Genomic DNA, 17,057 nt, shown 5'->3' on the forward strand with positions numbered 1-17,057 from the left:
GTACGTCCAGGGTCGGAGCCGACCTGGACCATGGGCTGACGACCTGGCCGCCGCCACCTGGCAGCGTGTCAAGTGCCGAGATGCACAAGGGTGTTGAACGCGCTCCTCGGCATGGACACGGGAAGGTGGACGGACATGGCGGAACACAGGGGCGGAACGGATCCGGGCGGTCGCGGGGGCGCGGGGCGTCGCCGCCGCCCGGCCGCGCGCCTGGTGGCGCTCGCGCTCGCGGGCGCGGGCCTGGTCGGGGTGACGGCCCCGGCGGCCGGCGCCCTCGGCACGGCGGGGCCGGTCGGGGTGGTGACGGTGACCGGCGCCCAGGACGGGGTGACGCCGGACACCGGTGCGCGGGGGCCGCGCAAGGGTGTCGACCCCAGGGCCCTGGACGCGGCGGCGCAGGCCATCGTCGACTCCGGCGGTGCCTCGGCCTCGCTCGCCCGGGTCGGCGAGTACGGCCGCACGCTGTGGAAGGGCGCCGCCGGCACCGCCGACTACACGACCGGCGCCCCGGCCTCGGCCACCGGCCGGTTCCGGATCGGCAGCGTGACCAAGACCTTCGTCTCCACCGTCGTCCTCCAGTTGGTCGCCGAGGGGCGGCTGGGCCTGGACGACCCGGTGGAGCGACTGCTGCCGGGCGCGGTGCCGAACGGCGCGAACATCACCCTGCGCCAGCTGCTCAACCACACCAGCGGGCTGTTCGACTACACCGAGGACCAGGCCTTCGACCCCGGAGCGCCCGGCGCCCTCGAACGGTGGCTGGTGAACGGTCGCTACACCCGCTGGACACCGCAGCAGCTCATCACGCTGGCGAACAACCACCCGGTGTACTTCCCGCCGGGTCAGGGCTACCACTACTCCAACACCGACTACATCCTGGCCGGACAGATCATCCAGCGGGCCACCGGCCGCACCTGGCAGCAGGAGGTGGAGCGCCGCATCATCCGCCCGCTGGGCCTGACCGCCACCTCCATGCCCGACCACGAGACGGCCGTCCCCGGCCCGCACGCGCACGGCTACTTCGACCTGCCCGACGGCCGCGTGGACGTCACCGAACTGGACCCGAGCATGGCGGGCGCGTCCGGCGCCGGGATCTCCACCACCGCCGACCTCAACACCTTCATCACCGCCCTGCTCGGCGGGCGGCTGCTGCCCCGGCAGCAGCTCGCGGAGATGATGACGGTCACCCCGCAGAGCCAGGGCGGGTACGGCCTGGGCCTGGAGCGGACCACCACCGACTGCGGTGAGCTCTGGGGCCACACCGGCGGCATCCCCGGCTTCAGCACCTTCCTGTACGGCACCGCCGACCTGCGCCGCCAGCTCTCGGTGTCGATGAACGGCAGTGGCATCTCGACTCCGCTGCCCACCAGGAAGGCCTTCGAGAAGCTGGTCGCCGCCGCGACCTGCGACGCCCCGGCCCCGCTCGGCCGGGACTGACCCCGGACCGTCGGCCCACCCCGGAGTGCCCCCGGATCGGGGCACTCCGGGGTGGGTCTCCAGGGCACCCCCGGGCGGGCCTCGGGGGCATCCCCTGTCCGAGGGCCTACCCGAGGGGCGACCGCCGTGCGAGGGTCGTACCCGAGTCGCGGCCGGTACGGACGGTGGGCCGACGACCTTTCGGCCGTATCTGTCGGAATGTCAGTTCTGGTGACTGGCACCGGAGTTGCCGGAGTCGGTGGCAACGGGCAGGGGAGGGTTCATGGGCATGACGGAGTTCGGGCACGGAGCGGACCCGGGGGCGGCGCGGGGGCGGTCCCGAGCGGGAGCGGAACGCCGGTGGCGCGGGACGGCGGTGCGCGTCGTGGCGCTCGCGCTTGCGGGTGCGGGTCTGGTGGGTGTAGCGGCCCCGACGGCCGGCGCCCTCGGCACGGCGGCGCCGACCGCGGTGGTGACGGTGACCGGTCCCCAGGACACGGCGGAGGACGCCGCCGGCCGGGGCCCGCGGACGGGCGTCGACACCAGGGCCCTGGAGGCCTCGGTGCGCGGCATGCTCGCGGGCGACGGCGTGACCGCCTCGCTCGCCCGGGTCGGCGAGTACGGCCACACCCTGTGGAAGGGCGCCGCCGGCACCGCCGACATCACCACCGGCGCCCCGGCCTCCCCGGACGGCCGGTTCCGGATCGGCAGCCTGACCAAGAGCTTCGTCTCCACCGTCGTGCTCCAGCTGGTCGCCGAGGGGCGGCTCGGCCTGGAGGATCCGGTGGAGAAGCTGCTGCCGGGCGCGGTGCCGAACGGTGCGAACATCACCCTGCGCCAGCTGCTCAGCCACACCAGCGGGCTGTTCGACTTCGCCGACGATCCGGCCCTCGGCCCCGGGAAGGACCCCGTCGAGGTCCAGGAGTGGCTGGACACCGGCCGCTGGACCCGCTGGACGCCGCAGCAGCTGATCGCCCTGGCCAACGCCCACCCGCCGTACTTCGCGCCCGGCCAGGAGTTCCACTACTCCAACACCAACTACGTCGTGGTCGGACAGATCGTCCAGCGGGCCACCGGCCGCAGCTGGCAGCAGGAGGTGGAGCGCCGGATCATCCGCCCGCTGGGCCTGACCGGCACCTCCATGCCCGTCCACGAGACGGGCATCGCGGGTCCGCACGCGCACGGCTACCTCGCGCACCCCGGTGGTCCCACGGACGTCACGCGGCTGGACCCGAGCATGGCGGACGCGGCCGGCGCCGGGATCTCCACCACCGCCGACCTCGACACCTTCATCGCGGCCCTGCTCGGCGGGCGGCTGCTGCCCCGGCAGCAGCTCGCGGAGATGACGACGGTCACCCCGCAGAGCGGCGGGAGGTACGGCCTCGGCCTGGAGCGGGCGGCCACGCCCTGCGGCGGCACGCTCTGGGGCCACACCGGAAGCATCTACGGCTACTTCACCGCCGTGTTCTCCACCGCCGACCTCCGCCGGCAGTTCGCGGTCTCGATCAACGGCGACGACGAGCAGCTGCCCCGGGCCACCGGGGAGGCCTACGGGAAGCTGGTCGACGCCGCGACCTGCACCGGCTGACCGGGGCCACCCGGCTCCCGGACCGGCCGGGCGGGGATGCCATCATGGCCCGCACCTGATGGGCCGTCGTCACGAGGAGGACGAGAGATGGCAGAGCCGCTGATCGCCGAAGTCGGGGGCCGGGTGCCCGCCGTCGACCCGGGCGCCTTCGTCGCACCGAACGCGGTCGTGGTGGGCAGCGTGACGATCGGCGCGGGGGCGAGCGTCTGGTACGGGGCGGTGCTGCGCGGGGACGCCGAGGCGATCACGGTCGGCGCGGGCAGCAACGTCCAGGACAACTGCACCCTGCACGCCGACCTGGGCTTCCCGCTGGTGATGGGGGAGCGGGTCTCGGTCGGCCACAACGCCGTGCTGCACGGCTGCGTGATCGAGGACGACGTGCTGGTCGGGATGAACGCCACCGTGCTCAACGGCGCCCGGATCGGCGCGGGCTCGCTGGTCGCCGCGGGCGCCGTGGTGCCGCAGGGCATGGAGGTCCCGCCCGGCTCGCTGGTCGCCGGGGTGCCGGCCAAGGTCCGCCGCGAGCTGACCGAGGAGGAGCGGGCCGGCATCAAGTTCAACGCGGAGGGCTACCTGCTGCTCGCCGACGGCCACCGCGAGCTGCGCCCGCTGCCGCCCGCCGCCTCCGCCTGAGCCGGTGCCTCAGCGGCCCGCGCCGACCCGGTCGTCCGCGGCTGGCGCGGGCCCGGGCACCAGGGCCGCGGCGCCGCCCGCACCGCTTCCGCCGCCCGCACCGCTTCCGCTTCCGGTGGCGACCACGACCGTCGGCGTCCGCCCGCGCCGACGCCGGTCGGCGGCCCAGGCCGCCACCGCGATCACCGCGCCCGAGGCCGCCAGGCCCGAGCCGACCAGCGGTGGCGAGGTCCAGCCCAGCCCCGCGTCCAGCGCCAGTCCGCCGAAGAACGCGCCCTGGGCGTTCGCCAGGTTGAACGCGCCCTGCACGGTCGCCGAGGCCAGCGTCGGAGCGCCGTGCGCCTCGCGCATCACGAGCGTCTGCACCGCCGGCACGATCGCGAACCCGAAGAGCCCGACCAGCACCACCGTCACCGCCGCCGACCACTCGGTGCGCGCGGTCACCGCGAACAGCGCCAGCACGGCGGCGAGCAGCAGGAACGCGGCGCACACGGTCGGTCGCAGCGCGCGGTCGGCCGCGTACCCGCCGAGCAGGTTGCCGATCGTCATCCCCACCCCGAACAGCGCCAGCACCAGGGTCACCGAGCCGGTCGCGTACCCGGAGACCTCGGTGAGCAGCGGGGTGATGTAGGAGTAGCAGGCGAAGAAGCCGCCGCAGCCGAAGACCACGGTGGCCAGCGCCAGCCAGAGCTGCCCGCTGCGGAACGCGCCCAGCTCGTGCCGCAGGCCCGCCTGCGCGGGGGAGGGCAGGTCCGGGACGAGCCGGGCGATCGCCACCGCCCCGGCCGCGCCGATCGCGACCACCACCAGCATCGTCGCCCGCCACCCCAGGTGCTGGCCGAGCAGTGTCGCGGCGGGCACCCCGACCACGTTGGCGAGGGTCAGCCCGGAGAACATCACCGCGACCGCCCGGGCCCGCCGGTCCGGGGCCACCAGCTCGGCCGCCGCCACCGCCCCGGCGCCGAAGAACGCTCCGTGCGGCAGCCCGCTGACCAGCCGGGCGGCGGCCAGTGTCCAGAAGTCGGGGGCGAGCGCGCAGAGCAGGTTCCCGAAGGCGAAGAAGGCGGCCAGCGCGACCAGCACCGCCTTGCGCGGCCGTCCGGCGGCCAGCGCGGTGAGCAGCGGCGCCCCGATCACCACGCCGAGCGCGTACGCCGAGATCAGCCAGCCGGCCTGGGGGATCGAGACGTCCAGGCCGTCCGCCACCTGGGGGAGCAGCCCCATGGCGGCGAACTCGGTGGTTCCGATGGCGAACGCGGTGACGGCCAGGGCGACCAGCGCGAGAGGCAAGGGGGTACTCCGGGAGAGAAACGGGAGGAGTCGGGATTGTCCGGCCGAAATCCTAATCCGAATTCCTGTGCGACCGGATGACGTGCCCGTGTGGGGCGGTGGACGGTCCGGTGACGGACGGGGGTCGCCTCCCGGACGTCCGCGCGGGAGACTGGGGTCATGTGCCGCAGTATCAAGACGCTGAGACCACCCGTGACGCCCGACGCCACGGCGGAGGACTACCACGCGGCCGCGCTCCAGTACGTGCGGAAGGTGTCCGGCTTCCGGGCGCCGGCCGCGCACAACCGCGAGGCCTTCGACCGGGCCGTGGACGCCGTCACGGAGGCCACCGCCCAGCTGCTCGCGGAGCTGGAGGTCCGCGGCTCCTCCGCCCGTCCGGCCAGGGCCGCCGCCTAGCGACCGGGTCGAACAGGCACCAGGAGGTCGGTGATGAGTCCCGTCACCCGTTACGCACTCACCTTCCCGGGCACCCCCGGCACCCAGGCCCCGCAGGACGTGGTCGTGGTCGCCCGCACCAGTGCCACCGGGCCCGGCGGCCACCCGGTGTACGAGGACCCCAGCGGCATCGTGCGGGCCGAGATCAGCGACGCGGGCGAGGTCCGGATGCTCGCCACCGGCGGCCACCAGACACCGCACTGCCCGGTGCACGCCCAGCCGCTGCCCTGACGCCCGCCGCGGCTCCGACCTGGCTTCGACCCGGTGACACCGCCGTCCCCGTGGGGCAGACTCCGGACATGACCACAGCACGCTGGCAGGGCACCGTCGTCGCCGAGAGCGAGGACACCGTCGTCGTCGAGGGCAACCACTACTTTCCGGCCGACTCCGTGCGCACCGAGTACCTGCGCCCGTCGGACACCACCACGGTCTGCGGGTGGAAGGGCACCGCCGAGTACTACTCGCTGCAGGTCGACGGCGCGACCAACCCGGACGCGGCCTGGTACTACGCCGACCCCGATCCCGCGGCCGAGCACATCCGCGGCCGGGTGGCGTTCTGGCGGGGCGTGGAGATCACCGAGTGAACCGGCCCGGCCCCGGCCTGACGGCCCCGGCCTGACGGCCCGGGCCACCGGAACGCGGCCGTCGTCGTCCTGTCGCAGGACCGGGACAACCCCCGGGGCGTGTCGCCGCACCCCGCCGGGTACCGCCACACCATGGCACTCTTCAGGAAGCCGGGACGGCCCGCGCAGCCCGAGCCCACCCCCGACCGCGTCGCCGACGAGCTGGCCGGCCTGGTCGAGGAACTCGAACGCCCCGAACCCGGCGAGCCCGCCGAGGGCGGCCCCGGCGGGCTCGCCGAGTACCGGGCGGCCGTCGAACGCGGCCGACGTCGCGGCGCCCGGCTGGTCACCGCCATCGCCCGCCGGCTCGGCACCGGGAGCCGGACCGCCGCCAAGGGCGCCGCGTACGGCGGCCGGGCCCTCACCGAGCAGCTGCTCCGGACCGCCCCGCGCATCCCGGTCCGCAACCTCGCCACGCTGCGCGCCCAGCACCCCGGGGCCGCCGACCCCGAGAAGCTCGCCGACCTGCTGATCACCGGAGCGAGCCGGGCCTCCAGCGCACTCGGCGCCGGTGTGGGCGCCGCCGCGATGCTCCCGGTGCCGCCCGCGATGCCGGTGGAGATCGCCGCCGAGACGATCGCCGTCGCGGCCGTCGAGATCAAGCTGATCGCCGAACTGCACGAGGTCTACGGCTTTGCCGTCCAGGGGACCGCCGCCCAGCGCGCCGGTGCCTACGTCGGGGCCTGGGCCGACCGGCGCGGCATCGATCCCACGCTGCTCGCCAAACCGGCCGGTCTGACCGCGATGGCGCTCGGCAGCGAGGTGCGCCAGCAGGTGCGCCGCCGGCTGACCCGCAGCTCGCTGCGTCGCCTGCCGTCGCTGACCCCGCTGCTGGTCGGCGCGGGCATCGGCGCCACGGTCAACCTGCGCGACACCCGCAAGGTGGCCCGCGCGGTCCGCAAGGACCTGCGCGAGCGCCCGCCGGCCGACCCGGGGTACTGGGTGGCCGCGGCTCCCGCCCCGGAGCCGCAACGCGGCGACTGACGGGCGTACCCGCGGCGGCCCGGCACCACCCGGGGACACCGGGCGGTGCCGGGCGGTGCCTGGCCGGGTCAGCCGGCCGGTGTCTGCGGGGCCGCTGCGCCCCGCCCCGCCTTCACGGCGTTCACCATCGCCTGGTGGACGGCCCGCGCCGTGTTCTCGTCGGCCGCCGGCACCGGGCTGCCCGCCACCGAGTACCAGTCCAGCGCGCCGGTGTACTGCACGGTCAGCTGTACCTCGCCGTCCACCCAGGTGGTGTGCACGGTGAGGTCGCCCGAGATCGGGCCGACCTCGACGGTGGTGACCCCGCCGGGCCCGCTGATGATCGACTGGGTGGTCCAGGTGGCCCACGAGGACCGGGGATCCAGCGGAGGCGCCGCCCGCCCCGCCGTCCCGCCCGTCCCGCCCGCCGGGCCCTGTCCTGCCGTGCCCTGCTGCTGTTCGGTCATGCGCCCATCCTCCCTCGCCGGTCCGCCGCCGCTCGGGCAGCGACACCGGCGGTCGCGAAGGCCGCCCGGGACTCGGGCGGCCTTGTGGCAACTGGTGTGTCGGAGCGGTCGGAGCGGGTCAGGAGCCCGCCCTCGGCTCCTCCTGGGGCTCGCCCTCCGCCTGCGAGGTGTCCTGTGCGTGCTGGTTCTGCATCGAGGTGATGCCTTCCTCGGGGTCGGCCGCGCGGACGTCCTCGTCCCGGTCGGTGCTCACCTCGGAGCGTGCGCTCATGTCGGTCATCGCGGGCTCCGTCTCCTCGGCCGGCCGGGGCGACCGGACCCGCCTCGGCACACCGTGGTGCCGGGCGGCCGCCGGGCCGGTTCGCTGTTTCGCACCTCCAGCCTGCCTCCGCACCCCGGGGAGGGCCAACCGGGCGGGTGCCGACCCCCGCCCGGCCCAGGCCCGACCCAGGCCCGGCTGAGGCTCGGCCCAGGCCCGGGTGAGGCCCGGTTCAGGCTCCACCCGGTGTCACCAGGTGACCGGCAGCGACCTCAGCCCGTAGATCAGCGCCTCCGTACGGAACTCCAGCGCCTCCTCCGGCACCGCCAGGCGCAGCCCCGGCAGCCGCCGGAACAGCGTGGCGAGCGCGATCTGCAGCTCCGCCCGGGCCAGCGGCTGCCCCAGGCACTGGTGCACCCCGAAGCCGAAGGCGAGGTGCCGGCGCGCCTCCCGGTCGAGGTCGACCTCGTCGACGCCCAGCCGGCCCTCGGCGCCGAACAGGGCGTCGTCCCGGTTGGCCGTCGACAGCATCGCCATCACCCCGTCCCCGGCGCGGATCAGGGTGCCGCCCAGCTCGACGTCCTCCAGCGCCTGCCGCGGTACCCCGGTGTGCACGATGGTGAGCAGCCGCAGCAGCTCCTCGACCGCGCCGGGCACGGCCGCCGGGTCGGCGAGCCGGGCGGCCTGCTCGGGGCGGCGCATCAGCAGCGCGGTGGAGAGCGCGATCATGTTGGCGGTGGTCTCGTGCCCGGCGACCAGCAGCAGCACCCCGGTCGACGCGACCTCCCGCACGGTGAGGTCGTCGCGCGCCGCCAGCCGGCTGACGATGTCCTCGCCGGGCTCGGAGCGCTTCCGCTCGGCGAGCCGGGTCAGGTAGTCCAGCAGCTCGTCCTGCGCCCGGGTGATGTCCCGGTCGTCGGCGCTGGTGGTGAGCAGCAGCCGGCTGTTCTCCTGGAACGCCTCCCGGTCCTCGTACGGGACGCCGAGCAGCAGGCAGATCACCAGCGAGGGCACCGGCAGCGCGAACGCGGAGACCAGGTCGGCCGGGCCGCCCCCGGCCGTCATCCGGTCGAGCGCCTCGTCCACGATCTGCTGGACGTCGGGGCGCATCTCCTCCACCCGCTTGACCAGGAACTCGCCGGTGACCATGCGGCGCAGCCGGGCGTGCTCGGGGTCGTCGAGGCGCAGGAAGGACGGGTTGGCGGCGACCAGCGCGCGCCGCCCCTCGCTCAGGAACGGGAACGCGGGCCGCCGGGCGTCGGCGCTGAACCGGCGGTCCGACAGCACCGTGCGGACCTCCTGGTAGCCCGTCACCAGCCAGCAGGGGCTGCCGTCGGGGAGTTCCGCGCGGCTGACCGGGCCGGTGCTCGCGGCCTCGGTGTACGCGGGCGGCGGCGCGAACGGGCAGGCCGTGTCGTGCCGGGCGGGGATCGGGGTGACGGGGACGGTGGACATGCTCAAGGGTGGTCTCCTCGCGTGACGGGTGAGAGCCGTGGCAGGCGGTGGGAGACGGCGGGAGGGCGGCGGGGTCCGGGCGGTGGTCGTCAGTCGGTGGTGCCGGGCCCGTCGGCCCCGGTCTCGGTGGTGGTGTCGGTGCGGGTGTCGGTCTCGGTGACGCTGATCGCACCGCCGGGGCAGAGGTCGGCGGCGAGGCGAACGTCGGCGAGGAACGCGGCGGGGAGGGCGGCCGGGCGGACGTTCACCAGGCCGTCCCGCTCGTCCTGTTCGAAGACCTCGGGCGCCGTCATGACGCACTGGCCGGAGCTGCAGCAGCGGTCCCGGTCGACGTTCACCTGCATGTCGGACACCTCTCCGTGGTGTGGCACCGGCGCGCCGGGGCCGGGTCGCCCTCCGCTGTCATGGCCAAGCTAACCCCGGCTCTCGTCGCACACGAAGAGTGGACGGCCACTTCGCGGAGAATGGCCGATATGCCTCCGGTCGTGAACCGGTTTGCCAAAAACGGAGTTTGATATGCCATCAGTTGGTTGTTCCGGGTAAGTGCCGGTGGGTCCGGGAGCTCAGCCGAGGCCCTCCGCGACGGCGATCTCCCGGACGGTGGCGACGGTGTCCGCCTCCGCCGCGCTCTTGTCGCCCCGGTAGCGCACCACCCGGGCGAACCGCAGCGCCAGCCCCGCCGGGTAGCGCGGGCTGCGCTGGACCCCGTCGAAGGCGATCTCGACGACCAGCTCGGGCCGTACCCGGACGGTCCGGGCGTCCCGTTCGACCTCGCGGGCCAGCAGCTCCCGGGTCTGCCAGGCGAGCGTCTCGTCGGTGAGCCCCTTGAAGGTCTTGCCGAGCATCACCCACGGGCCCAGCCCCGGTTCGCCGCCCGCCCGCGCGCCCAGGTGCAGATTGCTGAGGAAGCCCCGGCGCCGTCCGCTGCCCCACTCGGCGGCCAGTACCACCAGGTCCAGGGTGTGCCGCGGTTTGACCTTGACCCAGCCGGCGCCGCGCCGCCCGGCCCGGTAGCCCGCCGCCGGGTCCTTCACCAGCACCCCTTCGTGGCCGTGCGCGAGGGCCCGCTCGAAGAAGGCGAGCGCCTCGGCAGGGTCCCCGGTCTCGGTGTGCGCCACCCGCAGCCCGGCCGGGACGGCCCCGGCGAGCGCGGCCCACCGCTCCCGCCCGGGGCGGTCCACCAGGTCCTCGCCGTCCCGGTGCAGCAGGTCGAAGAAGTGCACGCCGAGCGGGACCTCGGCGCGCAGCCGCTCCGGGTCCCGGTGGGCCGCCGTGCGGGCGGCGGTCTCCTGGAAGGGCCGCGGCCGGCCGTCCGGCCCGAGCGCGAGGGCCTCGCCGTCCAGCACCGCCGCCCGCACCGGCAGCGCCAGCGCGGCCTCCACCACCTCGGGCACCCGGGCGGTGATGTCGTCCAGCGACCGGGTGAAGACGCCGACGTCCCGGCCGTCCCGGTGCACCTGCACCCGGATGCCGTCCAGCTTCCACTCCAGTGCCACCGGCCCGGCGAACCGCTCCAGCGCCGTAGCGACGTCCGGCGCCGAGGCCGCCAGCATCGGCCGCACCGGCCGGCCCACCTCCAGGCGGAACGCGTCCAGCGCCGCCCGCCCGCCGGTCAGCGCGGCCTCGGCGACCGCCCGGGCCGAGCCGCGGAACATCAGCGCCCGGCGCACCGCCGTCGCCGGTACCCCGGCGGCCTGCGCGACGGCGTCCGCGACCACCGCGTCCAGCGCCCCCTGGCGCAGATCGCCGAGCAGGACGGCGCGCAGGAACGCCTGCTCCGCGTCGGTGGCCCGCTCGAACAGCCCGGTCAGCAGGCGGTGCCGCTCCGTGCGGGCGCCCGCGCCGTGCACGGCGGCGATCGCCTCCAGCGTCCGCTCCGTCTCCCGCACGCCCAGCCCGGGTTCGGCGGCGGGCGGCGGGAGGTCGCGCAGGGCGGCGGGGCCGAGGCCGGTGCGCAGCCGCTGCGACTCGCCGGACAGCAGCGTGACCGCCGACGGCGCCTCGTCCGGGCCGAGCGCGCGCAGACAGTCGGCGAGCAGCCCGGTCTTGGCCCGGCGGCCGGGCTCGGCCGCCACGGCGCGGGAGGTCAGGGCCAGGCGGCGGAGCAGCATCGCGGGCCTCCTCGGGAGGGCGGGGTTCCGGGGGCGGGGGCATCGCCGGCCGGGCGTCCAGGATCGGCGATCCGGGCCGCCGACGCGCGGCGGGCAGCGGGGCCGGCCGCACCCGGGCCGGTCGCAGCCGGTCCAGGCGCAGCTGGTCCAGCCGACGGATTGGCGTGGCGGTGCGGCGTTCTTGGCCACGCTGTCGATCGGTGCCCGAGCCGACGGGCCGTCATGCTGGCGCGCATCCCGGCCCACCCGCCACCCACCCACCCAGAGGGAGCCCCGCATGACCTCGGACACCGCCGCCACCGAACCGGTCGTCACCGAACCGCTCGTCACCGAACCGGCCGTTGCCGCCCCGGTCACCGCCGACCGCTGGAGCGTCGACGCGCCGACCGAGGCCGACTTCGCCGCCTGGCGCGAGCTGTTCCGCGGCTACTGCGCCTTCTACCGGGTGCCGATCCCCGACGAGAAGGCCGAACTGGTCTGGTCGTGGCTCACGGACCCGGCCCACGAGCTGGACGGCCTGCTGGTCCGCGACGCCGACGGCACCCCGGTCGGCCTCGCCCACTACCGGCCCTTCGTGCGCCCGCTGCACGGCGCGGTCGCCGGATTCCTCGACGATCTGTTCGTCGCTCCCGAGGCGCGGGGCGGCGGCGCGGTCGACCTGCTGCTCGCCCGGCTGCGCGAGATCGCCGCCGAGCGCGGCTGGAACGCCGTCCGCTGGATCACCTCGGAGGACAACTACCGCGCCCGCAGCAAGTACGACCAGGTCGCCACGCGCACCCGGTTCGTCACCTATGACATGCCCCCGGCCGACGCCTGACGGTGCCGCGCCGCTGCGTCACTCCGTCCTGCGCCGTCCTGCTGCTCCGCCGTCCTGTTCGGAAATCAGTTCGCACTTTTCCGTTATTCGGTGATCTCCCGACGGTCTCCCCTGTGTCGGCACCCGTCCGGCGGACCCTCCCGTCGGACCCGACGGACCCGAACACAGGAAGCGTGCGCAGGTGAACAGCGAAGACCGGACCACCATCCTCCCCGCGACCGGGCGTCCCGGCCCCGGCGGGCGTTCCGCGCGGCGCGCGGCGGAACGGCGAAGCGGCCACGGCCGGCGGCGCCGCCGCGGCGGGGCCGGACCGGTGGTGGCCGTCGTCGCGGCCGTGGCCGGGACGGGCGTGATCGCCGCACTGACCGGCGCCGGGTACGCGGTGTACCGGGGCGAGGAGGGGAACGACACCGCCGCCCGGGCGGTCTCCCACGAGCCCTTGGTCGCCGCGGAGGCCGGCGACCGGAACGGTATCCAGGTACCCGGGGCGGGCGCCGCCGCCCCGGCGGCGGCCCCGGTCGCGACCGACCAGGCCCCGATGGCCGGGACCTCACCCACGAGCCCCGTGACCTCCGCCGCCCCGGCGGCCAGCACCCCGGGCCGGTCCGCTTCCGGCGGGCCAGGCACCGCCTCCGCCGCGCCGCACACCCCCGCTGCGAGCACGGCACCCGGTGGCGCGGCAGCCGCCACCGGCGGGGGCACCGACCCGCAGCAGCCGAGCGCTCCGGCCTCGGCCCCCGCCACCCCCGACGCCCCTGCCACCGCGACCGCCACCGCGACCGCCGGTGCCAAGCCCTCCACGACCGCGCCGCGTCCGAGCGCCACCACCAAGCCCGGCGGCTCGTCCAACGGCTCCATCGCCCAGCAGGTGGTGGACCTGGTCAACGTCCAGCGCTCGCAGGCCGGCTGCGGACCGCTCACCGTCGACGCCCGGCTGACCACCGCCGCCCAGGTGCACAGCGACGACATGGCCGACCGGAGCTTCTTCGACCACGCCAGCCCCGAGGGCTACCACGCCGACCACCGCATCGAGGCGGCCGGCTACCGCTGGAGCACCTGGGGCGAGAACATCGCGCGCGGCCAGAAGGACCCGGCGGCGGTGATGGAGTCCTGGATGAACAGCCCAGGCCACCGCGCCAACATCCTCAACTGCTCCTTCAAGCAGATAGGCGTCGGCGTCCGGACCGGGTCGGGCGGCCCCTGGTGGACGCAGGTCTTCGCCGCGCCGTCCTGACCGCCCGTCCTGGCCGTCCTTCCGGGCTGCCTCCTCGCCGCCGTCCGGGCCCGCCGGACGGCGGCGGGCTCCGATTTTCCGAATCAGCGTGAATTGTTGTTATCTGAGCACTCTCCAGAAGTCTCCGAGGAGGCAGCGGCGGACGGACGACAGCAAGACGGAGTGCGGACCCATGAACGTAGACGTGCAGAGCAGGACCGGGACGACCCTGGTGCTCGCGGCCCAGGCGGGCGACCCGCAGGCGCGCGAGGCGCTGGTCGCCGCCTGGTTCCCGCTGGTCTACAACGTCGCCGGCCGGGCGCTGAACGGCCACGCCGACGTGGACGACGTCGCCCAGGAGACGATGATCCGGGCCCTGGACGGCCTGGCGGGCCTGCGCGACCCGGAGGCGTTCCGGTCCTGGCTGGTCGCGATCACCATGAACCAGGTCCGCAGCCGCTCGACCGGTCAGCAGCAGGCCGCCGTCGGAGGCCTGGACGAGAGCTGGGAACTGGCCGACCCGCGCGCGGACTTCACCGACCTGACCATCCTCCGGCTCGGCCTCTCCGGCCAGCGCCGCGAGGTCGCCGAGGCCACCCGCTGGCTGGACCCGGACGACCGGGACCTGCTCGCCCTCTGGTGGCTGGAGGCGGGCGGTGAACTCACCCGCGCCGAACTCGCCGAGGCGCTCGACCTGACGCCGCAGCACGCCGCCGTGCGCGTCCAGCGGATGAAGAAGCAGTTGGAGGCCGGCCGGGTGGTGGTCCGCGCGCTCTCCGCCTACCCGCGCTGCCCGGAACTCGCCGAGCTGACGGCGGGCTGGGACGGCACGCCGAACTCGGTCTGGCGCAAGCGGATAGCCCGGCACATCCGTGGCTGCGCCGCCTGCGACGGGCTGGGGCGCGACCTCGTCCCGGCGGAGGGGCTGCTGGCCGGGCTGGCGCTCGTTCCGGTGCCGCTGAACGGCCCGCACGGGCTGGTCTTCCAGACGACGGGCGCGACGGGTGCCACGGGCGGGACGGGCGCGACGGGTACCGCGGGGGGCACGCCGCCCGGCGCACCGCCCGCCGACCCGGCCGGAGGAACCGGCGGCTGGGCCGGGTACGCCCGCCGGAAGACCGTGCTGGCGGGCGGGACGGCGGCCGTGCTCGCGGCGGCGACGCTCGCGATGGTCTGGCCCCAGCACTCCGGACCGGGCGACCCCGCCCCGGAAGCGAGCACCCCGGCCACCGCCCTGGACGCCCCGGACCGGACAGCATCAACCCCGTCGGCCCCGGCACTGCCGCCCCCGGCACCCGCCGCGCCGAGCCCGAGCGCACCCCTGTCGGCCACTGCCGTGCCCGCCCCGGCGGATCCACCGGCGGCGACGACCGGTCCGGCGCTCACGCCCACCGCGAGCAGTACCCGGCCGAGCACGGCCCCGGCCGTCCCGGCCAATCCGGAGCGCCAGCTGGTCGACCTGGTCAACGCCGAGCGGGCCCGGCGGGGCTGCGCCCCGCTGCGGATCGACCCGAAGCTGCACGCCGCCGCCCAGAAGCACTCCGAGGACATGGCCGCCCGCAACTTCTTCGACCACGTCGCTCCCGACGGCAGCCGGACGGACACCCGGCTGACCGCAGCCGGCTACCGCTGGTCGCAGTGGGGCGAGAACCTCGACCGGGGACCGAGCGCCCCGGCCGTGGTCTTCTCCCGCTGGATGGACGGCGGCATCCACCAGTCGAACATGCTGGACTGCGCGTTCAAGGACGTCGGCATCGGCGTGGCCACCGGCCCCGGCGGCTCCTACTGGACCCAGGACCTCGGCACCCCGCTCGGCTGAGCGATGGGCCGAGACGCACCCGTCGGTCAGACCGGCAGGCCGACCAGCCCCGGCGCCTCGCCCGTGACGTGGCCGGTGGTCTGGCCGACCACCCCGGTGGCGTCCCCGACCTGCCCCGGCAGGGCGTTCGGCACCGAGGCGAGCGGCCCGCTCTGCAGCGGTCCGGTCAGGTCGCCCTGGCCGACGAGGCCGGCGGCGTGGGCGCTGGGGGCGGTCAGGGAGGCCACGACGCCGACGGCGAGCGAGGCGACGGCGAGCATGCTGCGCTTCTTCATGCCCCCTCCAACGACGCTCCGCCACCCGGGTCACGGCCCGGCCGCGGTTCAGGGGCGCGCCGGGGTCGGCGGCGCGCCCCCACGGTCACGTCTCGTGGGTGGTCACTTCGTGCGGTCGGCCGGGGTGGTCGGGGCGGCCAGGGCGGACGGGGTGAGCGGGCCGTCCGAAGCCTGTCCGGCCGGGCGGACCGAGGCGACCATCGTGTCCAGCGTCGCGAGCGTCTCCTTCGACGGACGGCGCAGACAGCCCGTCAGCTGGACGACCTCCGGCCGTCCGCCCAGCACGAGCTTCCGGAAGCCGATCACCCGCTGAGTGCCGCCCATCACCCCGCAGTCCTCGTCGTTCAGCGCGGGGCGCAGCAGTTCCTCGCCCCCGTACTTGCCGACGGCGCCCGGATCGCGCACCAGCCGGAGGGCGAGCACCACGCCGCCGTTGGACAGCCCGCCCGCGGAGACGCAGACCGAGTCCTGCAGGCCGACGCGGGTCGGGCAGGCGGACTCGTCGGACAGCTGCTGGGAGGCGAGGTAGCCGACGGGCTCCTGATGGTTGGGGGCGGGCAGGACCGTGAGGTCGTACCAGCCCTCCGGAACGTCGACGGCGATGTCGTCCAGCCCGCGGAAGCGGACCGTCCGCTGGTCGGCGGCCCCGCTCTCCGGCGAGGCGCTCGGCGACGCGTCGGCGGGCGGGCCGGAGGCGGCCGGGCCGAGCGCGGTGGCCGGCGGTCCGGGCGCCAGCGCGGGCGCCGCGGCCAGTACGGCGGCGGTCAGTCCGACGGCCAGTCCGCCCGCGAGGGCGGCGCGGCGACGACGGCGGCGGGTCCGGAGCACCCGGGCCAGCACGCGCTGCATCCGGTCCTCGGGCGAGGGCAGCTGGGGGGCGGCCAGCTGGAGCAGGACCCGCAGCTCGTCCGCCACCTCGCGGTCCTCGGCCGTCTCCCGCTCCCCGGCGTCCGCAGCGGTGAACTCAGGATCCGTCACGACGACCACCTCCGTTCATGAGCAGCTCCCGGGCGGGCAGCCGACCGCGCAGCGCCTGCAGGGCGCGGTGCGTCTGGCTCTTGACGGTGCCCGTGGTACAGCCCAGGGCCTCGGCGGTGTCCTCCACGCTGAGGTCCTCGAAGAAGCGCAGCACCACCACGGCCCGCTGCCGGGGCGGCAGCGCCCGGACGGCGGCCGCCACCACCTGGCCCATCACCACGTCGTCGAAGGGGTCCGCGGCCGCCGGCGGCTCGGGCAGCTGCTCGTGCGGCAGCTCCCCGTGCCAGCGACGGCGCCACCACGAGACGTGCGAGTTCACCAGCACCCGGCGCACGTACGCCTCGGGCCGGTCGATGGAGATCTGCTCCCAGCGAGGCCACACCCTGGCGAGCGCCGTCTGCAACAGGTCCTCGGCCAGGTGCGGGTCGCCGGTCAGCAGCCAGGCCATCCGGAGCAGCCGGGGGCTGCGGGCGGCAACGAACTCTTCGAAGTCCGGTGTCGCGTTCCTCATCCCGCTGCCCCCGCCATGCCGTTCCCGCCGCCGTTTCCGTCACCCGTGCCGCCACGTCGGCGGCGGTCCTGCCGGTCGGCCGTGGCCGCCGGGTCCTCGCTGTCGTTCTCACGGCTGCTGAACGCGTTGGGGTCCGCTCCGGGTTGCCCCGCTCGGCGGTCCGGTTTTCCCGTCCACTCTGCCGCAGGGTCCGGCCGGGGCTCCACA

The 17,057-nt window shown here is 75.7% G+C and carries 19 protein-coding genes; 10 read left to right on the forward strand and 9 right to left on the reverse strand.

Annotated elements, in window-relative coordinates:
• Window positions 1-135: 135 nt before the first annotated feature.
• The 3 genes from ACFVUH_RS12960 (at window position 136) to ACFVUH_RS12970 (ending at window position 3,634) form a co-directional block, all read left to right on the forward strand.
• Window positions 136-1,434, forward strand: a complete 1,299-nt coding sequence (locus ACFVUH_RS12960) for a serine hydrolase domain-containing protein (protein WP_387912984.1) — start codon at window positions 136-138, stop codon at window positions 1,432-1,434.
• 364 nt (window positions 1,435-1,798) lie between these two features.
• Entirely contained in the window at window positions 1,799-3,001 is a 1,203-nt protein-coding gene (locus tag ACFVUH_RS12965; RefSeq protein ID WP_387912986.1) for a serine hydrolase domain-containing protein, read from the forward strand.
• A gap of 87 nt (window positions 3,002-3,088) precedes the next feature.
• Window positions 3,089-3,634, forward strand: a complete 546-nt coding sequence (locus ACFVUH_RS12970; protein ID WP_387912988.1) for a gamma carbonic anhydrase family protein — start codon at window positions 3,089-3,091, stop codon at window positions 3,632-3,634.
• A 9-nt stretch (window positions 3,635-3,643) separates the two neighbouring features.
• Here ACFVUH_RS12970 and ACFVUH_RS12975 read toward each other — a convergent pair whose 3' ends face one another.
• Window positions 3,644-4,924 (reverse strand): MFS transporter, encoded by a 1,281-nt coding sequence (locus ACFVUH_RS12975; RefSeq protein WP_387912990.1) that lies wholly within the window; start codon window positions 4,922-4,924, stop codon window positions 3,644-3,646.
• Between the two features lie 159 nt (window positions 4,925-5,083).
• Between ACFVUH_RS12975 and ACFVUH_RS12980 the strand changes: the two genes are divergently transcribed.
• The 4 genes from ACFVUH_RS12980 to ACFVUH_RS12995 all read left to right on the forward strand — a co-directional run bounded on the left by ACFVUH_RS12980 (window position 5,084) and on the right by ACFVUH_RS12995 (window position 6,966).
• Window positions 5,084-5,320, forward strand: coding sequence for a DUF2277 domain-containing protein (locus ACFVUH_RS12980; RefSeq protein WP_355361448.1), 237 nt, complete (start codon window positions 5,084-5,086; stop codon window positions 5,318-5,320).
• Window positions 5,321-5,353: 33 nt separating this feature from the next.
• Entirely contained in the window at window positions 5,354-5,590 is a 237-nt protein-coding gene (locus ACFVUH_RS12985; protein WP_355361446.1) for a DUF6296 family protein, read from the forward strand.
• 68 nt (window positions 5,591-5,658) lie between these two features.
• Entirely contained in the window at window positions 5,659-5,943 is a 285-nt protein-coding gene (locus ACFVUH_RS12990) for a DUF427 domain-containing protein (protein ID WP_355361444.1), read from the forward strand.
• Between the two features lie 132 nt (window positions 5,944-6,075).
• A complete protein-coding gene (locus ACFVUH_RS12995; RefSeq protein ID WP_387912993.1) occupies window positions 6,076-6,966 on the forward strand; it encodes a hypothetical protein in 891 nt (296 codons plus the stop codon).
• 68 nt (window positions 6,967-7,034) lie between these two features.
• Here ACFVUH_RS12995 and ACFVUH_RS13000 read toward each other — a convergent pair whose 3' ends face one another.
• From ACFVUH_RS13000 to ACFVUH_RS13020, 5 genes are all read right to left on the reverse strand, one after another.
• Window positions 7,035-7,412 (reverse strand): hypothetical protein, encoded by a 378-nt coding sequence (locus ACFVUH_RS13000; protein ID WP_355361440.1) that lies wholly within the window; start codon window positions 7,410-7,412, stop codon window positions 7,035-7,037.
• Window positions 7,413-7,530: 118 nt separating this feature from the next.
• Entirely contained in the window at window positions 7,531-7,692 is a 162-nt protein-coding gene (locus ACFVUH_RS13005; RefSeq protein ID WP_355361438.1) for a hypothetical protein, read from the reverse strand.
• Between the two features lie 228 nt (window positions 7,693-7,920).
• The gene (locus ACFVUH_RS13010; RefSeq protein WP_387913182.1) at window positions 7,921-9,126 is read right to left on the reverse strand and encodes a cytochrome P450; all 1,206 of its coding nucleotides are present in this window, start codon (window positions 9,124-9,126) and stop codon (window positions 7,921-7,923) included.
• An 89-nt stretch (window positions 9,127-9,215) separates the two neighbouring features.
• On the reverse strand, window positions 9,216-9,470 hold the full coding sequence (locus ACFVUH_RS13015; protein ID WP_387912994.1) for a ferredoxin: 255 nt from the start codon (window positions 9,468-9,470) through the stop codon (window positions 9,216-9,218).
• 219 nt (window positions 9,471-9,689) lie between these two features.
• Window positions 9,690-11,237, reverse strand: coding sequence for an ATP-dependent DNA ligase (locus ACFVUH_RS13020; RefSeq protein WP_387912996.1), 1,548 nt, complete (start codon window positions 11,235-11,237; stop codon window positions 9,690-9,692).
• Between the two features lie 277 nt (window positions 11,238-11,514).
• On the opposite strand from ACFVUH_RS13020, the gene ACFVUH_RS13025 reads away from it, so the two are divergent.
• The 3 genes from ACFVUH_RS13025 (at window position 11,515) to ACFVUH_RS13035 (ending at window position 15,086) form a co-directional block, all read left to right on the forward strand.
• The gene (locus ACFVUH_RS13025) at window positions 11,515-12,054 is read left to right on the forward strand and encodes a GNAT family N-acetyltransferase (RefSeq protein ID WP_387912998.1); all 540 of its coding nucleotides are present in this window, start codon (window positions 11,515-11,517) and stop codon (window positions 12,052-12,054) included.
• Window positions 12,055-12,235: 181 nt separating this feature from the next.
• On the forward strand, window positions 12,236-13,288 hold the full coding sequence (locus ACFVUH_RS13030) for a CAP domain-containing protein (RefSeq protein WP_387912999.1): 1,053 nt from the start codon (window positions 12,236-12,238) through the stop codon (window positions 13,286-13,288).
• 172 nt (window positions 13,289-13,460) lie between these two features.
• Window positions 13,461-15,086: a sigma-70 family RNA polymerase sigma factor gene (locus tag ACFVUH_RS13035; RefSeq protein WP_387913001.1), complete on the forward strand. Its 1,626-nt coding sequence runs from the start codon at window positions 13,461-13,463 to the stop codon at window positions 15,084-15,086.
• Window positions 15,087-15,112: 26 nt separating this feature from the next.
• On the opposite strand, the gene ACFVUH_RS13040 is transcribed toward ACFVUH_RS13035, so the two are convergent.
• From ACFVUH_RS13040 to ACFVUH_RS13050, 3 genes are all read right to left on the reverse strand, one after another.
• The gene (locus ACFVUH_RS13040; RefSeq protein WP_355361426.1) at window positions 15,113-15,361 is read right to left on the reverse strand and encodes a hypothetical protein; all 249 of its coding nucleotides are present in this window, start codon (window positions 15,359-15,361) and stop codon (window positions 15,113-15,115) included.
• Window positions 15,362-15,463: 102 nt separating this feature from the next.
• Window positions 15,464-16,339 (reverse strand): hypothetical protein, encoded by an 876-nt coding sequence (locus tag ACFVUH_RS13045; RefSeq protein WP_387913003.1) that lies wholly within the window; start codon window positions 16,337-16,339, stop codon window positions 15,464-15,466.
• Window positions 16,326-16,850, reverse strand: a complete 525-nt coding sequence (locus ACFVUH_RS13050) for a SigE family RNA polymerase sigma factor (protein ID WP_355361422.1) — start codon at window positions 16,848-16,850, stop codon at window positions 16,326-16,328. Before ACFVUH_RS13050 ends, ACFVUH_RS13045 begins: the two co-directional genes overlap by 14 nt.
• Window positions 16,851-17,057 lie beyond the last annotated feature (207 nt).

This window comes from Kitasatospora sp. NPDC058032, assembly GCF_042885845.1.
GTDB lineage: Bacteria > Actinomycetota > Actinomycetes > Streptomycetales > Streptomycetaceae > Kitasatospora.